The 23,957-nt window shown below is 44.1% G+C and carries 18 protein-coding genes and 4 tRNA genes; 7 read left to right on the forward strand and 15 right to left on the reverse strand.

Annotated elements, in window-relative coordinates; translation table 11 throughout:
- The first annotated feature begins 33 nt into the window (after window positions 1-33).
- Window positions 34-1,812 carry a 30S ribosomal protein S1 gene (rpsA, locus tag VIR50_RS11475; RefSeq protein WP_331935249.1) on the forward strand — a complete coding sequence of 593 codons (1,779 nt, stop codon included), beginning with the start codon at window positions 34-36 and terminating at the stop codon, window positions 1,810-1,812.
- Between the two features lie 221 nt (window positions 1,813-2,033).
- Entirely contained in the window at window positions 2,034-4,031 is a 1,998-nt protein-coding gene (rho, locus tag VIR50_RS11480) for a transcription termination factor Rho (RefSeq protein WP_331935250.1), read from the forward strand.
- 135 nt (window positions 4,032-4,166) lie between these two features.
- Here the strand turns inward: rho and VIR50_RS11485 are convergent, their stop codons facing one another.
- Window positions 4,167-6,395, reverse strand: coding sequence for a tetratricopeptide repeat protein (locus tag VIR50_RS11485; RefSeq protein WP_331935251.1), 2,229 nt, complete (start codon window positions 6,393-6,395; stop codon window positions 4,167-4,169).
- A 14-nt stretch (window positions 6,396-6,409) separates the two neighbouring features.
- Window positions 6,410-7,318, reverse strand: a complete 909-nt coding sequence (locus VIR50_RS11490; RefSeq protein ID WP_331935252.1) for an ABC transporter substrate-binding protein — start codon at window positions 7,316-7,318, stop codon at window positions 6,410-6,412.
- A 104-nt stretch (window positions 7,319-7,422) separates the two neighbouring features.
- Here VIR50_RS11490 and radA point away from each other — a divergent pair, with 104 nt between their 5' ends.
- The 3 genes from radA to VIR50_RS11505 all read left to right on the forward strand — a co-directional run bounded on the left by radA (window position 7,423) and on the right by VIR50_RS11505 (window position 10,911).
- Window positions 7,423-8,811, forward strand: a complete 1,389-nt coding sequence (gene radA / locus VIR50_RS11495) for a DNA repair protein RadA (protein ID WP_331935253.1) — start codon at window positions 7,423-7,425, stop codon at window positions 8,809-8,811.
- A gap of 30 nt (window positions 8,812-8,841) precedes the next feature.
- Window positions 8,842-9,501, forward strand: a complete 660-nt coding sequence (queC, locus tag VIR50_RS11500; protein ID WP_331935254.1) for a 7-cyano-7-deazaguanine synthase QueC — start codon at window positions 8,842-8,844, stop codon at window positions 9,499-9,501.
- Window positions 9,502-9,657: 156 nt separating this feature from the next.
- Window positions 9,658-10,911, forward strand: coding sequence for a phosphoglycerate kinase (locus VIR50_RS11505; protein WP_331935255.1), 1,254 nt, complete (start codon window positions 9,658-9,660; stop codon window positions 10,909-10,911).
- Window positions 10,912-11,022: 111 nt separating this feature from the next.
- Here the strand turns inward: VIR50_RS11505 and VIR50_RS11510 are convergent, their stop codons facing one another.
- The 9 genes from VIR50_RS11510 to nspC form a co-directional block, all read right to left on the reverse strand.
- Window positions 11,023-11,652 carry a 4'-phosphopantetheinyl transferase superfamily protein gene (locus tag VIR50_RS11510; RefSeq protein ID WP_331935256.1) on the reverse strand — a complete coding sequence of 210 codons (630 nt, stop codon included), beginning with the start codon at window positions 11,650-11,652 and terminating at the stop codon, window positions 11,023-11,025.
- Window positions 11,653-12,975 (reverse strand): gliding motility-associated protein GldE, encoded by a 1,323-nt coding sequence (gene gldE, locus VIR50_RS11515; protein ID WP_331935257.1) that lies wholly within the window; start codon window positions 12,973-12,975, stop codon window positions 11,653-11,655.
- Window positions 12,976-13,036: 61 nt separating this feature from the next.
- Window positions 13,037-13,459: a single-stranded DNA-binding protein gene (locus tag VIR50_RS11520; protein ID WP_331935258.1), complete on the reverse strand. Its 423-nt coding sequence runs from the start codon at window positions 13,457-13,459 to the stop codon at window positions 13,037-13,039.
- Window positions 13,460-13,495: 36 nt separating this feature from the next.
- Window positions 13,496-14,035, reverse strand: coding sequence for a hypothetical protein (locus VIR50_RS11525; protein WP_331935259.1), 540 nt, complete (start codon window positions 14,033-14,035; stop codon window positions 13,496-13,498).
- Window positions 14,036-14,064: 29 nt separating this feature from the next.
- Window positions 14,065-14,137, reverse strand: a tRNA-Gly gene (locus VIR50_RS11530).
- 18 nt (window positions 14,138-14,155) lie between these two features.
- Window positions 14,156-14,239 (reverse strand) — tRNA-Leu (locus tag VIR50_RS11535).
- Window positions 14,240-14,264: 25 nt separating this feature from the next.
- Window positions 14,265-14,346 (reverse strand) — tRNA-Leu (locus VIR50_RS11540).
- A gap of 39 nt (window positions 14,347-14,385) precedes the next feature.
- A tRNA-Gly gene (locus VIR50_RS11545) sits at window positions 14,386-14,458 on the reverse strand.
- A 180-nt stretch (window positions 14,459-14,638) separates the two neighbouring features.
- Entirely contained in the window at window positions 14,639-15,802 is a 1,164-nt protein-coding gene (gene nspC, locus VIR50_RS11550) for a carboxynorspermidine decarboxylase (protein ID WP_331935269.1), read from the reverse strand.
- Window positions 15,803-16,041: 239 nt separating this feature from the next.
- Between nspC and VIR50_RS11555 the strand changes: the two genes are divergently transcribed.
- On the forward strand, window positions 16,042-16,980 hold the full coding sequence (locus VIR50_RS11555) for a ribose-phosphate pyrophosphokinase (RefSeq protein ID WP_331935260.1): 939 nt from the start codon (window positions 16,042-16,044) through the stop codon (window positions 16,978-16,980).
- A 457-nt stretch (window positions 16,981-17,437) separates the two neighbouring features.
- Window positions 17,438-17,872 carry a hypothetical protein gene (locus VIR50_RS11560; RefSeq protein WP_331935261.1) on the forward strand — a complete coding sequence of 145 codons (435 nt, stop codon included), beginning with the start codon at window positions 17,438-17,440 and terminating at the stop codon, window positions 17,870-17,872.
- A gap of 183 nt (window positions 17,873-18,055) precedes the next feature.
- Here VIR50_RS11560 and VIR50_RS11565 read toward each other — a convergent pair whose 3' ends face one another.
- The 4 genes from VIR50_RS11565 to VIR50_RS11580 all read right to left on the reverse strand — a co-directional run.
- Complete coding sequence (locus VIR50_RS11565) at window positions 18,056-18,382, reverse strand: heavy-metal-associated domain-containing protein (protein ID WP_331935262.1); 327 nt, start codon at window positions 18,380-18,382, stop codon at window positions 18,056-18,058.
- A gap of 39 nt (window positions 18,383-18,421) precedes the next feature.
- Window positions 18,422-19,666 carry an efflux RND transporter periplasmic adaptor subunit gene (locus VIR50_RS11570; RefSeq protein WP_331935263.1) on the reverse strand — a complete coding sequence of 415 codons (1,245 nt, stop codon included), beginning with the start codon at window positions 19,664-19,666 and terminating at the stop codon, window positions 18,422-18,424.
- Window positions 19,667-19,675: 9 nt separating this feature from the next.
- Window positions 19,676-20,977 (reverse strand): TolC family protein, encoded by a 1,302-nt coding sequence (locus tag VIR50_RS11575; protein WP_331935264.1) that lies wholly within the window; start codon window positions 20,975-20,977, stop codon window positions 19,676-19,678.
- On the reverse strand, window positions 20,974-23,957 hold a 2,984-nt coding region (locus VIR50_RS11580; RefSeq protein ID WP_331935265.1), incomplete at its 5' end, for an efflux RND transporter permease subunit. The genes VIR50_RS11580 and VIR50_RS11575, both read right to left, overlap by 4 nt.

The raw sequence follows: 23,957 nt of genomic DNA on the forward strand, positions 1-23,957 counted from the left end.
TTATTAATTTCAAAAAACAATTATTAATTATTTATGTCAAATTTACAGAACGTACAGCCATTGGACGACTTCAATTGGGAAGAGTTTGAGAATGGTGTAAGTGCAGGCGTCAGCAAAGAGGCCCTTGAAAAGTCTTATGACGAAACACTCAACAAGGTATCTGAACATCAGGTAGTTGAGGGAACCGTAATCTCTGTTGACAAGAAAGAGGTTATCGTAAACATCGGTTACAAGAGCGACGGTATCATCCCCGCTTCTGAATTCCGTTACAATCCCGATTTGAAAGTAGGCGACAAAGTAGAAGTTTACGTAGAGAATCAGGAAGACAAGAAAGGCCAGCTGGTACTTTCTCACAAGAAAGCTCGCCTCAGCAAGAGCTGGGAGCGTGTTAACGCAGCTCTCGACAACGAGGAAGTTATTCAGGGTTACATCAAGTGCCGCACGAAGGGCGGTATGATTGTTGACGTATTTGGTATCGAAGCATTCTTGCCCGGTAGCCAGATCGACGTTCATCCTATACGCGACTACGACGTATTCGTAGGCAAGACCATGGAATTCAAGATTGTGAAGATCAATCAAGAGTTCCGCAACGTTGTTGTTTCTCACAAGGCTCTCATTGAGGCTGAGTTGGAAGCACAGAAGAAAGAAATTATCTCTAAGCTCGAAAAAGGTCAGGTTCTCGAAGGAACTGTCAAGAACATCACCTCTTATGGTGTATTCGTTGACCTCGGTGGTGTTGACGGACTCATCCACATCACAGACCTTTCTTGGGGCCGCGTAAGCGATCCACATGAGGTTGTAACGCTCGATCAGAAGATTAATGTGGTTATCCTCGACTTCGATGAAGAGAAGAAGCGCATTGCTCTCGGTCTGAAGCAGCTCACTCCTCACCCATGGGATGCACTCGATGCAGAGCTCAAAGTGGGCGACCACGTTAAGGGTAAGGTTGTTGTTATCGCTGACTACGGTGCATTCGTTGAAATCGCAGCCGGTGTTGAAGGCCTCATCCACGTATCTGAAATGTCTTGGAGCCAGCACTTGCGTTCCGCACAAGAATTCATGCACGTTGGTGACGAGGTAGAAGCTGTTATCCTGACTCTCGACCGCGACGAGCGCAAGATGAGCCTTGGTATCAAGCAACTCAAGGAAGATCCATGGGAAGCTATCGAGAACAAATATCCCGTTGGCAGCAAGCACACCGCTAAGGTTCGCAACTTTACCAACTTCGGTATCTTTGTTGAGCTCGAGGAAGGTGTTGACGGCTTGATCCACATCAGCGACCTCTCTTGGACAAAGAAGGTTAAGCATCCTTCTGAATTCACCACGGTAGGTGCAGAAATCGAAGTTATTGTACTTGAAATCGACAAGGAAAACCGTCGTCTCAGCCTTGGTCACAAGCAGCTCGAAGACAATCCTTGGGATACATACGAGACTGTTTACACTCCCGGTTCAGTTCACACTGGTAAGATTACCGAAATGATGGACAAGGGTGCCGTTATCACTTTGAACGAAGGCGGTGAGGGTTTCGCTACTCCTAAGCACCTCGTTAAGGAAGACGGAACACAAGCTCAGCAGGGTGAAGAACTCGAATTCAAGGTGATTGAGTTCGTTAAGGAGACCAAGCGTATCATCCTTTCTCACTCTCGTACATTTGAAGAGGGCAAGGAAGAGCCTGCAGCAGCTAAGCCTGCACGCAAGCACGCAGCCAAGAAGGCTGACGCTCCTGCCATCAACAATGTAACTGCCGGTACATCATTGGGCGACCTCGATGTTTTGGCTGATTTGAAAGCAAAAATGGAAAAGGGCGAATAATCATTATTAACCCTTAACTTTAAATAAAAGAGCATATTGCGCAATCGCTGCAATATGCTCTTTTTACATTCTTAATAAACGTTAACCTAACGAATTGCTCTTTATTTATTGGCCATTTATCGAGGAAAAGCATTACCTTTGCAGCACAAAGTTTAACACATTATTCGTTTCTCTTCTTGAAACGAACTTTTCAAAACAAACATTTTATACATACATTTTATATGTTTAGCAAAGACGAATTATTGTCTAAGAGCATGAATGAGCTTGAAGATATTGCTAATGACATGGGAGCTGCGTATGACAATAAAAGCTCTCAAGAAGACATTATATATTCTATACTTGACAAACAAGCTACCGACGAAGGTATCAAGAATCCATTAGAATCCAAACGGAAACGCACACGCATCGTTAAAAAAGATACAGATCGAGTTTACTCTGTAAAAGGTAAGGAAGGCGAAAACTTTGACGTAAAAAAGAAAAAGCCGGCTACCAGCCAAACGGCAGCTCAACCGCTATTCCAAGAAACTTCCGAGACAGAAAAGGTAGAGGAAGAAAAGCAAGAGGAAGAAGCTGCGCCCAAAAAGGCCAAGCGCACTCGCAAAACCACAAAGAAAGAGGCGGAGAAAAAGGTAGAAGAAGTTGCCGCAGAACAAGCACAAGAGCCCACAGTAGAAGCCATTACAGAAGATAACACACCCGAAGAAACAGAAACATCGGAAGCTGTTTTCGTACCCGAAGAGCAATTTGGCAACAAAACAGAGGTAGATACACCCGACGAAGACTTAATCGCCAAGCTACAAGAAAAGATAGCCAAGCATAACAGTTCGGTAGAAGCTGTTATCGAGAATGAAGCCAAGCCTTTGATTGAAAAACCGGTTCAGCCTCTTGTTTCTGAGTCGCGCATGGAGCCACAAGTAAGGTCGGGCTATTGGGAAGAAGACCCTTGCGACGGTACAGACTTTATTATTAAAGTGGACTTACCGATAGAGGATCAGGGGGCAGTGCCCAATTACGACATGTTCGACAACCCTACGACAACGGTCCCCACCCCGGCTTATCAGATACCCGAGCAGATTGCGCCTGCCGGTAAGTTCGATTTTTCTGACCTCATCACAGCCAATGGCGTGTTGGAAGTCATGCCTGATGGCTATGGCTTCCTCAGATCCAGCGATTACAACTACCTATCTTCTCCCGATGATGTATATGTAGCGACGAATCAAATCAAGAAGTATGGCTTGAAAACCGGCGATGTCATCCAATGCCGCGTACGTCCTCCACGCGACGGTGAGAAGTATTTCCCACTCACGGCGATTGACAAAATCAATGGCAGAGACCCAAGCGAAATAAGAGACCGTATTCCATTTGAGCACCTCACCCCACTCTTTCCTGAAGAGAAATTTACCTTATGCGGTGATCGTGCCACAACCAATCTCTCTACACGCATAGTAGATTTGTTCTCTCCCATAGGAAAAGGACAACGCGCCCTCATCGTAGCGCAGCCTAAAACGGGTAAGACCATATTAATGAAAGATATAGCCAACGCCATCGCGGCGAACCATCCCGAGGCTTATCTGATGATGTTGCTCATCGATGAACGCCCTGAAGAAGTGACCGATATGGCCCGTACTGTCAACGCGGAGGTTATTGCCTCAACTTTCGACGAGCCGGCCGAACGCCATGTAAAGATAGCCGGTATCGTGCTTGAAAAGGCAAAACGCATGGTAGAATGCGGACACGACGTGGTGATCTTCCTCGACTCTATCACCCGACTGGCCCGTGCCTATAACACAGTCAGCCCCGCCAGCGGCAAAGTATTAACCGGTGGTGTTGACGCAAATGCCTTGCAGAAGCCCAAACGTTTCTTTGGTGCGGCCCGCAATATTGAAGGTGGCGGCTCACTGACCATCATCGCTACGGCCCTGATAGATACCGGATCAAAGATGGACGAAGTAATTTTTGAGGAATTCAAGGGTACAGGTAACATGGAATTGCAGCTTGACCGTAGCTTAAGTAACAAGCGTATCTTCCCCGCAGTGAACCTCGTTGCTTCCAGCACCCGCCGCGATGATTTGCTACAAGATAAGACAACGCTTGATCGCATGTGGATTTTACGCAAATATATCAGCGACATGAATCCTATCGAGGCTATGCACTCTATTCATGACAGAATGGTAACAACCAAAAGCAATGATGAATTCCTGCTTTCAATGAATGGATAATTAGCTAACCACTTGTATGGAATGACACCATAAAAGGATGGCTTTTACAGTCTGAACTCACCCAAGTTGCAGCTGTAAAAGCCATCTTTTGTTTTATGATAGTTTGATGATACTCTATTTAGTTAGTAGCATGTTTCATTCTCCTGCGGACATTCTTATTAAATCTTTCATTAATAATATATCGGTCTCAGACTGTATAAACCGAGCTATAAGTGCAGAATCTTCATTCAGACTTTGGATAACCCGCTTTACACTACTGCCGGATACTGCCTGCATAAAAGAAGACAAAGCCTGCTCAATATGGCCTTCAAACCAATGACAATAACCCATATTGACACAATCGGCTCTACCGGCTTCGTCTCGTTCCATGATTTTCTCATACTCAACTAACGCCTTCCGTGTCTCTCCCATACGCAAATAATCCCATGCTAACAGCCTACTGCCATTAATATCAGCGGGATATTTATAAATCAATTCAAAGATAGTTTGGCGGGCTTTATCGTCATTGGATTCCACCATACACCGACAAAGATGGAACAAATAAGAATGTTTATCAGGAAACAACTCCACTAACTGCTTGTAAATCAGAACAGCAACCTTGTAATTTCCCTGTTCCCGATAAATCTTACCCAGCATACGCAAGGCATACGCATGGTTTGGTTCGCTCTGAAGAATTTGCCGGAGCAAAGGCTCCGCATGCTTTCTTTTTTCTTCATCCTTATCATTCATAAGAATGGAAACCTGAGCTACCAAATAATCCAATGATGTTTTAACAGCGAAGCTATCGGCAACTCTTTCAAGTTCAGGCCACATGCGCCGCTTCATAAAAAAGCGAAGATAAACCTTTTTCAGCTCATCCATCCCGATACCGTCAAATGCCGGGTGGTCTATAAAGAAGGCTGCGTCAGACGGTTGCGTGGAAACACCTTGCAACCGATTGGCAGAAAAGAAACGAGGAAGCCCCTCTTTCTGCACAAAAAGACGAAAGAAGCGATATAAATCTTGCAAATAGATCTGTCGGATATATCGTGGAGTTGCGGTTTGTTGACCATTCATGAAAGCCATGCCTTGACGCAATTCACCACGCTCCAGCATGTCAAGGATATTCTTAGGCAACTTATCTATTACGCTGGATAAGGCCAGTGTGAAGCTATATTTATCGCTATCGCAGAAAGGATTATCCTTTATAAAAGCGTCCAGCACTTGCGTATTGGGCAATTTATGAACGATATGACGTAATTCCGGATGGTCGGTATAGAAAGGCATGAACCAATTTACCAACGTATAGAAAAAGCTAAAGCGCTTCATCTGCGCGAAACCTCCAAAATAGATGTCACTACCCTGCTGCTGCATATCCATCATGCGCCGGTAACCTTTCTCAAGTTCTTCCATCGCTTTATCGTGTGCATCCGGATGAAGGATACCTTCTATATCATCCTCTTCTTTCTCTATAAAGCCATGGTCAGCACTTTGGATATTGCTATTCTTCATCAAGCCCGGCATAATATCACGCTGAATTTCCTTTGTGTCCTTATCCGCATCCATGCAATAGAACATCTGCAATCCAACCTCACTAATCTCCTGACGACAATGTTCATCGTCCAATAAGCGATGAATCAGCTTTGTCAGCTCAGGATATAACGAATCTTTCCGGGTCATTGCTAATATCCAACCTACTAAAGCACGTTGACGCAATCGCTCGTCCGAGGCAAATGTGTACACTTCGGTCAGCGTTTGAAACTTGCGCAAATCGAATTGCATAATACAACCCAACATCACCGCGCTTACAATAACCAAACTATCATTGGTATCAACCGTAGGTGATAAAATAAGAGCGGTCCAATCCTGCTTTTCACTTTCGCTCCACATGGGCGAAGTAAAAATCATATTAAAAGTGCGGTTTATAACTTCAAAATGGGAGGAATACAATGCTTCTCTTTTCTCCACAACCTGTGTAGAAGACTCCAAAGATAACAATGCGATATTAGAAACAAACTCTTCGAGCTGCTGACGGATGGTTGAAACTTCAATATTCTTCCCTGCAATACGTGCATAAGCCGCAGAAACTATCGGATTATAATGGCGCAGATAATTGACCGTCAGATTACCATAAGCTGTCAAAAGTCGACTCTTCACATGTTGAAAGATTCTCTCCCGCCCCGTATCGGTAAAGCCTTGGCGATAGTAATTCAACATCATTTGATAATCACTCTCGATACTATCTATGAAAGAAGTATCGGTGGCGTCTTTATAAATACGATGAAATTCACGAATCTTTTGAATACAAGGCAGAACATCACCTTGTAAAATAGCTAAGCCTATCTCATCTAAACGCTGCCGCGCTTCTATATTTTCTATAATCATAACAAAAGTTTGTTTTATTCGGCTGCCTTTAGCACATCTTTAGCTAAAGGCTTATGGGCATGCTCATATTTGAGCAAAGGCAGGGCTCCAACGACTTTCGTATCTACATCCGTATATTTTTGAAGCAATTTCGCGTAATGCTTGAACCCATTTTTATTAATACTGTCACACGCCATATTATAGGCTTGCACAATTTTTTGGAGCTGCCCACTTCGCCGTTGTCCTGCGACTTTGTCTTTACGGAAGGCAATCACGCCGAAATTTACACCTAATTTACGGGAATCTGCCAATACATTATGCCCATGAAGTCGGGCTTTCGTTGCTTGTGGTTCAGGCAACCACATTGCATCCATCTCATTGTTCAGGAGCATGGCAAGGCGCAATTTCACATTATTAATTTGGATATGAAAGACTTTCTCTTGCAACTTCACGGTATCTAATGTTTGTTGTGTCAGATAATCCGTAGCAGAATAACGCGTCATAGCCACCATCTTGTCGCCCAATTGCCCTAAACGACGCAATCGAGCCTTACGATTGGCTATCAATTGCCATGAAGCATTGGTAGCTGTCACATATTCCAAGGAAACGCCTTGCTTGCTTAAACGCTGTGCTCTCACCAAATCCGTTACATAACCTTCTATACCTCCCCCCGCAATAGCGGTGTCGCAATCCATCTGAGCATTAAAAAAACGCAGATGAACATCAACACCCAGTGTATCGAACAAGTGCGAATCCTTTGCCACAAAGATGGGCAGACAATCCAACGTAGGCAATACGGCCACTTTCAACGCCAGAGAATCCTTTACACGTAAGCTATCCTGCTGAGCACGAGATATGCGTTTTTGCTCCTCGGCCGACCGCCCACAAGAACAAAAAAACAGCAAGATAATAAAATAAAAGGTATATTTTTTAAGGAAATTCATTACTAATCTCTACTCATTTCGTTATCTATGCAAAAATAGTAAATAATTTTGTAACTCTAAAAATTATCACTACTTTTGTAAAAATTTATACATCATATCTCCCCATGGCAAAAGACAAGATAGCGTATGTTTGCGATAATTGTGGTCAGGAATCTACAAAATGGATAGGCAAATGTCCTAACTGCGGCCAATGGAACACCTTTAAAGAAATACGAATTTCAAACGATAAAGGTGCCGGCGCCGCTAAACATGCAGCTCAGTCGGTGCGTTCTTCCATGAGCCATGGGAATTCTCCTTTATTTCTTCATCAGATCTCAGCAAAAGACGAGCCACGCATCGACATGCACGACGATGAACTCAATAGGGTTCTTGGTGGCGGTCTCGTCCCCGGCAGCATAGTGCTATTGGGTGGAGAGCCGGGAATCGGCAAGAGTACACTCACCCTACAAACTGTCATGAGGATAAGGGATAGGAAAATATTATACGTTAGTGGCGAGGAAAGCGCTCATCAATTAAAAATGAGGGCAGAGCGTATCAGCAGGGAACAAAATGATAATTTAATGATTCTCTGTGAGACTTCGCTGGAAAATATTTTTGAACATATTCGCAATGTTCTCCCTGAAATCGTTATCATTGACTCCATTCAAACCATAGCTACAGAAGAAGTTGACAGCTCGCCGGGTAGCATTACGCAGGTAAGAGAGTGCGCGGCCTTGTTACTAAGATTCGCAAAGACCAGCGGCATACCGGTTTGTCTCATTGGGCATATCAACAAAGAAGGAACTTTGGCCGGCCCTAAGATACTTGAACACATTGTTGATACCGTCATACAATTTGAGGGTGACCAGCACCACATGTACCGTATCTTACGCAGCATAAAGAACCGTTTTGGAAGCACTTCCGAATTAGGAATTTACGAAATGCAACAAAACGGACTACGCCAAGTGTCGAATCCCTCTGAACTATTACTGACCCAAGACCATGAAGGGCTATCGGGTATCGCCATATCGTCAGCGGTTGAAGGTGTAAGACCGTTCTTAGTGGAAACGCAAGCACTCGTCTCATCGGCTGCTTATGGAACTCCCCAGCGCTCCGCCACAGGCTTTGACCAACGAAGGCTCAACATGTTACTTGCCGTTTTGGAGAAAAGAGTCGGATTCAAGCTGATGCAGAAAGACGTGTTTGTTAATATTGCCGGCGGCCTACGTGTCACAGATTTGGCTATGGACCTAAGTGTTATTGCCGCAATTTTATCCAGCAATGTTGATACGGCTATAGAATCGGGCTGGTGTATGGCAGGAGAAGTGGGACTTAGCGGTGAGGTTCGCCCCATCAATCGCATTGAGCAACGAATCTCTGAAGCAGAAAAATTAGGATTCCAACACATGATTATTCCTAAATATAACCTGCAAGGACTCAATCCTGATAAGTTCAATATAAAGCTATATCCGGTAAAAAAAGTAGAAGAAGCGCTAAGATTTCTCTTCGGATAAGGTCCTTGGTAGATATAACATATTTCTAAAATGAAAGATTCTATTATAATAGTAAGCGGTGGAATGGATTCCATTACCCTGCTTTACGATAAAAAAGACGAGATAGCACTTGGAATATCATTTGATTACGGTAGTAATCACAACGCCAAGGAAATTCCTTTTGCCAAAATGCACTGTGAACGATTGGGTATCAAACATATAACGATACCTCTTGATTTCATGGGTAAACATTTCAAAAGTAGCTTACTTGAAGGCTCTGATTCTATTCCCGAAGGACATTATGCTGAAGAAAACATGAAATCAACCGTCGTACCATTTCGCAACGGTATCATGCTATCTATCGCTATAGGAATAGCAGAAAGCAATAAACTTAGTAAAGTATTAATCGCCAATCACGGAGGTGATCACACGATATATCCTGATTGCAGACCGGATTTCATCAACGCCATTGACCAAGCCGCGCAAACCGGAACGTTCGTCAAGGTGAAAGTTGTAGCCCCATACACGAACATCAGCAAAGGAGAGATAGCCATGATAGGAAAGCAAATCGGAATAGATTATTCTGAAACATGGAGCTGTTACAAAGGCACCTCAATACATTGTGGAAAGTGTGGCACTTGTATCGAGCGCAAGGAAGCTTTAAAGTTCGCCGAAATAGCAGACACTACAGAATACGAAGACCAGCTATAAGGCCTTTCGTTTTGTCATGCGGATATAGCACATGGTAGAACCCTTTACAAAAAACTATTAATTATCAATGGCTTATTTTATCAATCAAATATAAAATCGTATCTTTGCGAGTAGTTAATACTGCACATTTTAATTCACAATATAAATTCAAATCAAATGAAAATCGATCAATTCAACTTTGCCGGTAAAAAGGCTATTGTTCGTGTGGACTTCAATGTTCCCTTGGACGAGAATGGTAATGTTACTGATGAAACCCGCATCCGTGGCGCACTTCCCACGCTGAAGAAAGTCCTCGCAGATGGTGGTTCTTTAATCATGATGAGCCACATGGGTAAACCCAAAGGCAAAGTTAAACCTGAACTTTCACTTGGTCAGATTGTTAAGAATGTAAGCGCGGCACTCGGTGTTGACGTAAAATTCGCTTCTGACTGCGCAAAAGCTGATGACGCCGCTGCCGCATTGAAACCCGGAGAAGCGCTTTTGCTTGAGAACCTTCGCTACTATCCCGAAGAAGAAGGTAAGCCCGTAGGCGTAGAGAAAGGCACACCCGAGTTTGATGAAGCCAAGAAGGCGATCAAGGAAAGCCAAAAAGAATTTGCTAAGAAATTGGCTTCGTACGCAGACGTATATGTAAACGACGCATTCGGAACTGCTCACCGCAAGCATGCTTCTACCGCAGTAATTGCTGACTACTTCGACGCTGACGCTAAAATGCTCGGCTACTTGATGGAAAAAGAGGTTACAGCCATTGACAATGTATTGAAAAATGCTCAACATCCTTTCACCGCTATCATCGGCGGTTCCAAGGTAAGCTCCAAGCTTGGCGTTATCAAGAACCTTCTTGATAAGGTAGACAACCTTATTATCGGTGGTGGTATGGGCTATACTTTCATCAAGGCTTTAGGTGGCGAAATTGGCAAGTCACTCCATGAAGATGACTTGATGCCTGAAGCACTCAATGTTATCGCAGCTGCCAAAGAAAAAGGTGTAAACCTCAGCTTGTCCGTAGCAACTGTTTGTGGTAAGGATTTCTCTAACGACACAGAGCGTCAGGTATTCCCTATCGATAAGATTCCCGCTGACTGGGAAGGCATGGATGCTTCTGAAGAAAGTTTGGAAGTATGGAAGAAAATCATCCTTGAGTCTAAGACAATCCTATGGAATGGTCCTGTAGGTGTATTTGAATTAGAGAACTTTGCTCACGGAACCGGTGAGATAGCCAAGTACGTTGCTCAGGCTACTCAGGAGAATGGAGCATTCTCTCTCGTGGGTGGTGGTGACTCTGTTGCCGCTGTCAACAAATTTGGTTTGGCAGATAAAGTAAGCTACGTATCTACCGGTGGTGGTGCTATGCTCGAGGCTATTGAAGGTAAAGTATTACCGGGTGTAGCCGCTATCAAAGGAGAATAAAGCATAAGTCTTTCAAAAGAAGAAGACTCTTACTTATTTATAATAAAAATCATCTTGGTAATATCCAAGATGATTTTTATTTTTATATAGACTTCTATAATTAGAAAACATCTACCCCATCGACCATGTCAAGATATAATCTTTTGTTATCTGATAATCAAAAGTAAGGGGAATATTTCTTTTCATATTATAGATTACACCCTTACAAATCTCTTCTTCCTGAACCTTAGATAATTCTTCATCTATCAATCTGTCCGCGACGCGCATATCAAAATATTGAAGATTCTCTTCGTAATAAAATTTATACATCGTCTCTTTCGCACACCAAATAATTAATCGCCCAAGGGTTTCCGGCGCATACTCGTCTTCTCGTATAAATTTCTCAGCAATACGATTTACCCGAGTACTCATATATTCTATATCAACCGCCACCTTCAACTGCTTTGAAAGAATAACTGCGGCAAAACCACGTGTGTGACTAATGGCTATATTCCAACCATCAACGATAGGTCGGCCTGTTGCTTGATGAGTGATCAATAGTTCTTTATCGCCTGTCATCAACGAAAGCAGAGAATAAACTGCCAGCTTTTCCCGCCTTCTTGCTATGCTTTGACTGCCTGAAAGGACCCGTTCCCAAATGCAAGAAGACACCAATTGCTTAAACTGCACTTCATCTTCCTCTATCTTCCATAAACCCAGCATGACATCCGGGGAGAATCTCTCAATCTTGATGAGTGCCATTTAATTCTTCTTATGAACAGTTACTTTAATCTTACTTATTCTCCGCTCCTCTATTGACAAGATTTCAAAGGCATAATCTTTATACTCAATTCGCTCATGCACATTTAGGAAATCGCCTTTTATCTCAAGCAATAAGCCTGCTAATGAATCAGCGTCGCCTTCAACTTCGGCAAATTCTTCATCATCAATATTCAAGATTTTACAAAAATCGCTTAATAAAGTCTTACCTTCAAAGATATAAGTATTATAGTTAAGTTTCGAGAAAAACTTTTCGTCCTCATCGTATTCATCATTGATTTCTCCAACGATTTCTTCCAAAATATCCTCCAGTGTCACAATGCCACTCGTGCCACCAAATTCATCAACAACGATAGCAATGTGTACTTTGTTCTCTTGAAATTCTCTTAACAAATCATCTATCTTCTTTGTTTCCGGAACAAAATAGGCCGGACGAATCAAAGTTTGCCACCTGAAACTTGCGTTTTTCTTTAAATGAGGCAACAAATCCTTTATGTAAAGAATACCTCTTATATTATCCTCGTTTTCCTGAAACACGGGAATACGACTATAATTGTTCTCAACAACGCAATTCAAAACTTCTACAAAATCACTCTGTATATCAAGGTCCACTATATCTTGACGGCTGGTCATCACTTCTTTGGCTGTCTCATCTCCAAACCTGATAATACCTTTCAGCATGCTCTGCTCATTCTTAATGGCATTCTCGTCCGTCAATTTCAGAGCTTGTTCCAACTCGTCTACACTCAAGACGTGGCTTTCTTTTTGAACAACTTTCTCCGCCACAACACCACTATGCAATAGCAATGTACCAAGCGGCCAAAAAAGTTTTCTTAAAAATAACACCCCATTCACGACCTTTCTACAAAATACTAAGGGATTTTGCCGACTATAAATCTTAGGCATTATCTCTCCGAATAGCAATAAGAGGAAAGTCAATAAGACGGTTATAATCAAGAATTGGAGCCAATAAGCCTGAGGACCAAAATGAATAAGCGTACCAAAAATGTAATTACAGAGCATAATAATCGTGACATTCACAAAATTATTCGCTATGAGTACTGTAGCCAAAGTCCTCTCGCTATCTGCCCTCAAAAATTGAATTTTCTTATCACTCTGTGTCTTTTCTTGTGACACTTCTGCTATATCTGCAGGTGAAAGACTAAAAAAAGCAATTTCAGAGCCACTGGCAAACCCCGAGAAAAAGAGCAATACAAACGCTAAAACACCCGCCAAGATAACACCTATTGTAGGTTCTTGAAAATATATATCCTCTAAAGATTGGCTTAAGAATGTAAGATCCAAAGTAAATTATTTTGAATTTCTATATTATATATTAAACTAAAAACCATTCTGAAGTTATACATCAGAATGGAAGAGTATTTTTTGTATCAGTCATCATATCCTGATGTTCATCCACCGTTTTAGCTGCATTTCTCTGCTCAGTTTCACCAATAGCTTGCTTAGAAGTTAATAGTTCCATATTGTCTGCCCAAATCTCCGTGACATATCTCCGTTGACCTTTCTGATCATCATACGACCTATAACGAATCCTGCCTTCAATATAAATTCTATCACCTTTATGTACATACTTCTCCGCGACTTTGGCCAAGCCTCGCCACATCAATACATTGTGCCAATCAGTATGGTCAGGAACTTGTGTCCCATTTTGAAGAGTATAGCCACGTTCCGTTGTTGCTAACGGGAACTGAGCCACCGCCTGATCACTATCATAATAGCGAATATCGGGCTCTTTTCCCACATTGCCTATTAACATCACCTTATTCATACTCTAAAAATCAAGAAATTTTATACTCGTTTCTTATTATTTCCACATTCCCAAATACCTGAAACGGAAATTCTTTCCCTTGACAGACGGAAATTGTGAGCGACTATCTACCCGTCCTCTTAAATAATCCACAATCCTATCGTAGCATTCTTGTCCGGAAGTTGCCTTGCAAATTACAACGAAATGCGTATCACGATATTCGTGCTTTCCCGTGGCAGGAATCATCACAACTCGTTTAAAATCTAAAGATCCCTCATACCATCCCGGAACATTCTCCGTAAGTCGGGTAACAGCAGTTGCAGCTAAATCCTGCTTTTCATTCAGAATAGGGCGCAAAGCCTTTTTCTGTTTAAAGTCCATCATTGAAGCTGCTAAGGTCTTTATTATAATAAAATAGACCCGCTGACGCACTTTATAACGCTTCGGATAAAGAACATCACTGTTTACATAATCACGAATATCTGCTTCTAACTCTGGACTCATGCTTATCTCAGGAATCGAATAAAGAAAATCTAAAGCAGTTTCGACATTAGGCACCAATGTCTCTTTATCAAAATAGCGTAAATATAAATTCATTGATTTTATGTTTCTCGTAAAGAAAAAAGAGCGGAAAACGGGACTCGAACCCGCGACCCCGACCTTGGCAAGGTCGTGCTCTACCAACTGAGCTATTTCCGCAAAAAACATTCAACAAAGTGAAGAGGAGGAGACTCGAACTCCCACGTCACAATTAACACTACCCCCTCAAAGTAGCGCGTCTACCAATTCCGCCACCTCTCCAAAATGTCGATACCGAATAAAATTGTGCCCAGAACAGGACTCGAACCTGCACGTCGTGAAACACACGCACCTGAAACGTGCGCGTCTACCAATTCCGCCACCTGGGCATAAGAAGAAATCTTCTTTGGTATTTTATTCAGCATGTGAGCGGAAAACGGGACTCGAACCCGCGACCCCGACCTTGGCAAGGTCGTGCTCTACCAACTGAGCTATTTCCGCATATTCTCTAATTACTTAGGAGCATTCCTCTGAATGCGGTTGCAAAGGTAATGCTTTTTTTAATTCCCACAAATTTTTTCCCGGTTTTTTCTATAAAATAGTGCATTTTTATTTTTCCTACACCCCTGCTATATTACTCTGAAAATGTCAAATATTGATACTAACACATTAATTATCAATCTAATCCATCCTACTTTTGTAATCCTCGTAGGAATATTCACGCAATATCTCCAATTCACCATCTTCATGCAACAAACCAATTGCAGGATGGGATATTCCATTAAACGTATGTGTTTTTACGGTTGTGTAGTGCATCATATCCTCAAAGATTACCGGCTCACCTATTTCCAACGGGTGGTCAAATTTCCAATATCCCATGAAGTCGCCGCTCAAACATGAATTTCCGCCCAACCGGTAGACGTTAGCTTCTTCTTTATAACTATCTTCAACATGCTCACTGAATCTCACCGCCGGGAAATAAGGCATTTCAAGACAATCCGGCATGTGGCAGGTGAAACTGACATTCAGTATCGCTGTCTTTATTCCATGATCCTCTACAACATCCACAACTTGCGAAACCAATGGTCCGGTCTGCCAAGCAAAAGCACTTCCGGGCTCCATAATAACTTGTAGCCATGGGTATCTTTTATGAAATTCTTTCAATATAGAAATCAGCAACTCCACATCATAATCAGCATGAGTCATCAAATGACCACCGCCAAAGTTTATCCATTTAAGTTGCGGGAACCACTTTGAGAATTTATTTTCTATATGTAATAAGGTGCGCTCAAACACGTCCGCCCCACTCTCACAATGGCAATGACAGTGGAATCCTTCTATATCTGAAGGCAGAACTTCAGGTAACTTCGCTGCCGTAAGCCCAAATCGAGTTCCCGGAGCACAAGGATTATATAAATCCACTCCTACTTCCGAATATTCCGGATTTACTCTCAATCCCAATTGAATATCAGGATTCTGAACTTTCACCCGCTGATGGAAACGCTCATACTGCGTAAGAGAATTAAACTGCAAATGACTTGAGCAAAGCGCTATCTCGTCTATCTCGTAGTCTGTATAAGCCGGCGAAAAAGTATGCGTCTTACTGCCAAACTCTTCTAAACCCAATTTAGCCTCCGACAAAGAACTGGCTGTCGTTGAGTGAATATACTCTCTGAAAATAGGAAATGTTTTCCATAACGCATACGCTTTAAAGGCCAAAATAATCTCAACGTCCGCCTCCTTGGCAACCCTTTGGATAAGTCTTAAATTACGACGCAACCTATTTTCTTCTAATATATATATAGGTTTATTCAGCTCACGACAAGTTTGGGTATCTATTTTCATACTTTCCATATCGATATTTCATTGCAAAGATAGCTTTTTATCCTAAATATCATTGTAGGATTAATATAAATTTCATACTTTTGCAATCGAAAAGACCGTTCCATGATGTTGACAATAATAAATCATCAAAACATTATCTATTTATGCAGTCTATTCTTTTTCGATAGACATAAGCAATTGTCAGCTTATGCCATTTCACATCAGCACTTTAACATTTGTAATATAAAATCAAACAAGAAATGAGTGAGAAAAACTCTTTTTTAGTGTTCTCGGGTACTAACACGAGATACCTCGCAGAAAAAATCTGCACAAGTTTAGGCTGCCCGTTAGGAAACCTCGTTGTTACCAGATTCTCTGATGGCGAGTTTGCTGTCTCTTACGAGGAATCTATCCGTGGCCGTGACGTTTTCCTTGTACAGAGCACATTCCCCAATTCAGACAACCTGATGGAATTGTTGCTCATGATTGACGCGGCCAAACGTGCTTCAGCACGCCACATCATCGCAGTAATTCCTTATTTCGGATGGGCCCGCCAAGACCGTAAAGACAAGCCCAGAGTCAGCATTGGCGCCAAATTAGTCGCCGATTTGCTGAGTGTTGCCGGTATCGACCGCCTCATCACAATGGACTTGCACGCTGATCAAATTCAAGGTTTCTTCGACGTTCCGGTAGACCACCTTTACGCTTCGGGCGTTATCCTCCCCTATTTGCAGAGCCTTCGCCTCAAGGATCTTGTCATCGCTTCTCCCGACGTAGGTGGTAGCAAGCGCGCCAATACCTACGCCAAGTACTTAGGCTGTCCCTTAGTTCTTTGCAATAAGACCCGTGCCCGTGCCAACGAAGTTGAAAGCATGCAGATTATCGGTGATGTTAAAGATAAGAACGTCGTTATCGTTGACGACATGGTAGATACAGCAGGAACCATTACCAAAGCTGCCGACATCATGAAAGAAGCCGGTGCCAAGACAGTTCGCGCTTGTGCATCCCACTGCGTCATGAGCGGTCCCGCTTCAGAGCGTGTCCAGAACTCCGCACTCGAGGAAATGGTTTTCACCGACTCTATTCCTTACTCCAACCGTTGTGCAAAGGTTAAGCAACTTTCCGTAGCCGAAATGATTGCGGAAACCATCCGTCGCGTTGTTGATAACGAGAGTATTTCTTCACAATATCTTGTATAAAATCAATTCCTATTATAAGCGGGGAAATGTTTAAACGGCATTTCCCCGTTTTTGTTTTAAATACATTGAAAACCAGAGACACAGAACTGCCAAACGAATATTATCTGACGTGTTATAAAATTGTTTTTATGCAATAAAAAATGTATAGATATGTTATTTTGAGCGTAATAAAGTACAAATATAAAAGAATTATCACTATTTTTGCAACGTATCATACTGTAGAAACCTTCTCTTTTCTTATCAGAGACAGTTACAATCTTGCTTTCATAAGGGTCTTTTGCCATCCGTGGAAATTGATTTAAATAAGGAGAAAGGCATTACAAATAGGATTTTTATCCTCCTACAGCAGAAATACAACAGAATTAACTCCCTTTATAAGCGGATAACAATTTACATTAAAACTCTTTCTAAATAAATAGAAAATTATCAATCAACTTTTAAATAATAAATGAAGAAAATGAAGAAATTATTTTTTTTAATGCTCGCAGTATGCAGCATCGCATTGACATCATGTAGCGGTGAAGAAGAAGATATAGCACCTGCACAGTTCTCTGCTACCGAGTTACAATTCACTGCTAAGGGAGAGACCCAAACTGTGAAACTGCTCAATTATCACAAGATCGTTATCATGGAGGCCGACAAGATGGTGCTTAATACTCAAAAGCCTTCCGGTATTGATAGCCGTTACGCTAATGAGTGGCTGACAGCTACGGTTTTTAGTGAGAATCTCAAAGAAATTTCTGTTACCGCTGCCGAGAATACAACCGGTAAAAAACGTACATTCAAATTGCCGGTCTACACGCATAACGTAGATAAGGACGCACAAAAGGGTACAGAAAAGCCACATAATGGCCAAACAAGCTACATCACTATCACCCAAGAGTCTAAATAGTAACGTTACAAGGCACATATCTTGTAATAACAAACCTATAGGGAAGCCTTTCACTTATACTTCCCAAAACGTTCAGGAGCAAATGCCATAATGGCATTTGCTCCTGATTTTTTATTGTTTTTACTACATATATAGAAGGAAATAGTTAGTTAACTATTCCCTTCAACCTACATCGTAAACCAATTATTTACGGTATTTGCAGCACTGTGGCAACTTGTTGTAAGTCTGTGCAGCAGCCTTCATGCTCCCCGCGTCATGGCCGGCCGCAACAATCGCTTTCTGTACTTTCTTTACATCTGTCTTCTTTGCGTCGTACACCAATGCCATTTTCTTCGTCTTCATGTTCCACTTAGCCGAAACGACACCTGACTGACCGGCAGCGACTTTCTCTATACGGGCTTTGCACATTTCACACGAACCACTCACCGGGAATACGGTTTTAACGGTTTTGGCTTCCACTGACACACTCATGGCTGCTAAAGCCACCATTGTAAAAATTACTCTTTTCATTTGTTTGTTGTTTTAAATTAATTTACTACTTATACTTATTTACTCATTCATCATACTTTTCTTACCCGCCAACTGCGCACTGGCATCAATGGCAAAAGCCCCGTTCGTCACGATTTCCTCGCCTTCCGCCAATCCTTCCGTCACGACATAGCCATCCGCTAAAGCCGGTCCTAACACCACACGGCGCAATAGGAACACGGGCAACTCCTCCGTATCGTCTTTCACATACACGACACTGCGCTTTCCCGTCCACAAAACCGCACTCTTGGGCACTACAATATCATTTTTATAGGCTTTCATATTGGCGGCGATATTTCCCGTTAATATCATTTCGGGCTTAAACACTCCACTCCCATTATCTATTTCCAACCTTACGCCGGCAGTCCTGCTTTGCGCGTTCATCACGGGATCTATGAAGCTGACCACGCCCGTAAACTGCTTACCGGGCAGGGCTTCGCTGGTAAAATGAATGGTAGCACCCTTGTGAATAAAGGGCAAATCCCTTTCATAAGCTTGGAACACGGCCCATACTTTGCCAAGATTGGCTATTTTCAGCAACGGTTGTCCCTGCCTTACATAGTCGCCCTGATTAATATTTTTCTCAACCACCGTACCCGACGTGTTGGCCCTTAACGCCATATAGGGAGACGCTTTTCTCTTTCGGATAATCTCGTTAATTTGAGCTGACGTGATATTCAGCAACATCAATTTCTCTCTTGCAGCCGCAATTAAAGTTCCTCTCTGATTGCCATCCGGGAAATTCAATGCCGCCAAGAGTTCTTGTTCTGCCGCATACAAGGTTGGTGAATAGATAACAGCCAGCACCTGCCCCTTGCTGACCACATCGCCAACAGCATTGATATGCAACGCTTCTATACGCCCCTCTACATACGCAGACTGCGTCTGTTGCAACCGTTGATTAGGTTCTATCTTTCCAAAGAGCCTTATTTCCTTATCGGTAGTTCCACCACCCACAATTTGCGTCTCTATATTGGCTAAGGCCACGGCCTCCTCACTCATCATCACGGCGTTGGGGTCATACGTGTTTTCCACTTTTGAACCCTTACCGGCAGGAATCAAATCCATACCGCAGATAGGACATTTGCCCGGATGGTCCTGCTTTACTTGTGGATCCATGGAGCAGGTATATACCGTATCTTCCCCATGATGTGAATGCCCTTTCTCCGTACCTGTACATTTTGTAAACAGCAATCCCAATAAAATTCCCGCAGCTACGGAGACTACAAAAACAAGAATAATATGCTTATAAATAACTTTCTTCATACGTTCAATCTACTCCTTATCCATTATATTCAACCTTGAATCATCAGCCATCAGTCTGACAGCCTCAGCCACAACCGTGTTATACTCAGCCTTTGCCTCGGCCTTTTTCAACTCATAATCAATACCTTCACGCAAAGTTTGCAAAATATCGGTAAGCGTAGTGGCTCCCGTAACATACTCTTTCTGCATTAACCCGAGCGTTTGGTCCAACAATATCACTTCCTGATCATAGAGTCTGGCCTTTCTACTCACGTCATCGGCCCGTTGCACGATGGCCAACCACTCGCCTTTCAACACATCCCGCTGCCTTTTATATCCTTGCACGACACTCTGTTTCAGAAGTTCCGCACTCCGCTTGGCCGCGCTGGTTTTCTTTCGGTAAATAGGCAATGTAAAGCTAACCATCGGCATGATCATATCTTTTCCATTCATGTCGGCCATCATCGGCATGTCAACTTTACCATTCCACATGTATTGCAAACCTACTCCTATCATCGGACGGCCCATATTTTTCGCTTTCACGGCCTGCGCCTCAAACGACTTTTCCTCTGCCTGCAACTGCCCTAACCGTGGATTGTTGCGCTCCATACGCTCCCAATCCATAACCGGCATGTCATTTCGGACAATACTGTCGGGAAAAAATAAAGCCTCATCAGGCTGCCGATGCAACAACAGATTAAACTGCCTATATTGCAGTTTCAGCCCATCCTCAAGACTTTCCACCTGCTCCTCTAAACGAACCCGCTCCGCATCGAGCCGCAATTGGTCACTCATTTTAGAGCCTTTGCCTGCCGCATAGCTCTTATATTGGTAGACTGTTACCTTCCGTATATTATCAATCAGGCTCAACTTCTTTCGCACCGCCTTGATTTTTTCCTTTTGCGCAAGGATGACATTCCATTGTTTTTCAACATCAAGTGCCAACGCGAAACTCTTTTCACGGTATTTCTGATAGGCCGCCTCCGCCTTATAGCTCATCTGCTGACGGCCCGCTTTCAACGTGCCAAACCAAGGAAACATCTGCATAACGCTGACGGTGGCAATCTGCTTTACGTTTACATGTCGCATACCTTGCGGGAAAATACCCACATTGACTTGTGGATCGGAAAGCGTGCCCGCACCATTGGCACCGGCCATTTGGGCCTGATAATTTTGGTATTCGCCCATCAGTCCCGGATTATTCCTTATGGCCGATGCGATATAAGTAGCCAAACTGTCACGGTCGTCAGCTTGCCGGGCCGTCATCTGCCCCGCAAACATTATCCAACCACCTATTATATATAGTAATCTTAATTTATATTGACTCATCATTCTTCGTATTGTAATTTATGTTTCTGTTCACGTCGCAACACCGATTCACGCCACCAGCACTGAAGCACGGGCACCACAAACATGGTCATTGTTTGAATCAGTATGCCCCCGAAGGTAGGAATACTCATGGGAACCATGATGTCCGCTCCTTTACCCGTGGAGGATAATACCGGCAAAAGGGCTATCAGCGTAGTGGCGGTGGTCATGGCCGCCGGACGCACACGCTTCTTTCCGGCCTCTATCACCGTCTCACGAATCGCATCAGGTGACGCCGGATTGCGCTTCTGAAACATCTGATGAATATATGTACCCATCAAAACACCGTCATCCGTGGCCACGCCAAAGAGGGCGATAAAGCCCACCCAAACGGCCACACTCAAGTTGATTTGGCCCATACCGAACAGCTCACGCATATTCACTCCGCCCACATCAAAGTTGAGGAACCACTCTTGTCCGTAGAGCCACATCAGCAAGAACCCTCCCGAAAACGCCACAAAGACGCCCGAGAAGTGAATCATGGAGGCCGTAATGCTCTTAAATTGGAAATAAAGAATCAGGAATATCAACAATAAAGCTATGGGGATAACCACTTGCAAGCGCTTGGCGGCATGAATCTGTTGCTCATACGAGCCTGTAAATTGGTAAGTCACGCCCTTGGCCAACTTGATTTTGCCTTGCGCCACCAGCTCATCAATGTGCTTCTTGGCCCGGTTCACAACTTCCACTTCGGCCTCATTGCCTTGTTTGTCAAAGGTAATATAGCCCACAAGAAATGTGTTCTCGCTCTGAATCATCGTCGCTCCTTTCACAAAATTGAACGTAGCCAACTGTCCCAAAGGCACTTGCGCACCGTCGGCGGTCGGCACCAATATGCCCTGCAAGGCCTCCGGATCGTCTCGTAACTCACGAGCGTAGCGCACACGGATAGGAAAACGCTCACGCCCTTCCACCGTATTACCTTCGGCCATGCCACCGATAGCCGTCTCAATGACACTCTGCACCGTACCGACCTGAATGCCATAACGGCCCAACTTCTCACGATCCAACGCTATTTCTACGTAAGGCGCGCCCTCCGCACGGTCGTAATACACTGAAGAATGATTGATATGCTCCACCTCTTTCAGGGCTTTCTCCATTTGTAAGCCTGCCTTTTCAATCGCGTTTAGGTCTGGACCATACACCTTCAAGCCCATGGGGGCCTTCATACCCGTGGAAAGCATGACTTGACGGGTGGCTATGGGTTGCAGCTTGGGGCTGCCAGTCAGTCCCGGCAGATTACTTACGCTGACGATGGCGTCCCATATATCGTCCTCGCTCTTTATCTCCGGACGCCACTGACGAATGTAGTTGCCATCCTTGTCACGCACTCGTTTGCCATTGTCATCAAGCCGGTATTCGGGCTTGTAGTTAACGGTTATCTCGTACATCTGTATGGGTGCGGGGTCCAACGCGCTTTCCACACGTCCCCACTTGCCCACGACAGACTCCACTTCGGGTATCGACTTAATACGTTGATCAAGTATTTTACTATTGCGAATGTTCTCCTCCACGCCACTATGGGGCATACTTGTCGGCATAAGCATGAAGGTTCCCTCATCAAGGGTCGGCATAAACTCGCTACCGGTTCTCCACCATACGAGGCCACCGGCAAAGAGCGTGAGCAATGGAAGGAGCATGAACTTCAAGCGATTGGCCAAACACCAGCGCAAAATTTGCTCATACTTCAATACCAACAGCCACAGTGCCAGCAACACCATGCCTACGATGAAGCCCACGAACAATAGGTTTAGCAACGTTCCGTTCTGCGGACCTAAAGGCAACCACATGTCAGCCAGCAGGTACATAGCTACAAGAACGATAAGCGCTATCACAAGAGTGTTGACCTTAACCCTCCATTGCCACACACGTATCGTCCGAGGTTCGCCCCGATGGAACAAAGCCATGGCCCATCGACGAGGCAGCCTCAAGGAGAATATCCAATAGGCCAAGGTTGGCAATACCAGCAATCCCAAGACCAAGGCCGACATCAACGCGAAGGTCTTTGTGAAGGCCAAAGGGTGAAACATCTTACCTTCCTGCGCCTGCATGGCAAACACCGGCAGGAAACTGATAACCGTTGTCGCCATACCCGTGAGCACCGCGCCCGACACCTCGCCCACCGCCGATAGGATAACGTCCTCCAATTCCTTACCTCTCGCGTCGGGACGCAGGGCCAAATGGCGCACCACATTTTCCATGAACACGACACCCACATCCACCATCACGCCGATAGCGATGGCAATACCGCTAAGGGCCACGATGTTGGCTTCTATCCCCGTGAGCTTCATAATGATGAAAGTAGCCAATACAGCCAAGGGAAGCATGGCCGCGATGACCACCGACGCCCGCAGGTTCAGCACCAAGATAAGCACCACGATGATACAGATGAGGACCTCGTGGGTAAGCGAACTTTCCAGCGTTCCGATGGTTTCCTTTATCAATCGGGTACGATCATAAAAGGGAACGACCGTCACCCGCGACACCGAACCATCCTTCAAGGTCTTCTCAGGCATGCCACTCTCCATTTCCTTTATCTTGGCTTTCACGTTATTAATGACGTCCATGGGGTTGCTTCCGTTACGAGCTACCACCACACCTCCTACCGCTTCCTGCCCTTCCTTGTCGAGACCACCGCGTCGGTCGCCGGGACCGAAAGAAACCTTTGCCACGTCCTTCACCCTCACGGGCACACCGTCACGGCCGGTGATGGCAGCTTCTTCCAAGTCTTTCAGGTTCTTTACGTAGCCCAAGCCACGAATCAGGTACTCGGCCCGGTTCACTTCCATCGTTCCGGCGCCCACATCTATATTGGAATTCTTGACGGCCAACATGACCTGAACAAGGTCCAGACCGTATGCCCGCATGGCTTCGGGGTCGAGATCGACCTGATATTCCTTTACAAAACCACCTACCGAAGCCACTTCACTGACGCCTTCGGCCG

Source organism: Prevotella sp. (assembly GCF_036570325.1).
GTDB lineage: Bacteria > Bacteroidota > Bacteroidia > Bacteroidales > Bacteroidaceae > Prevotella.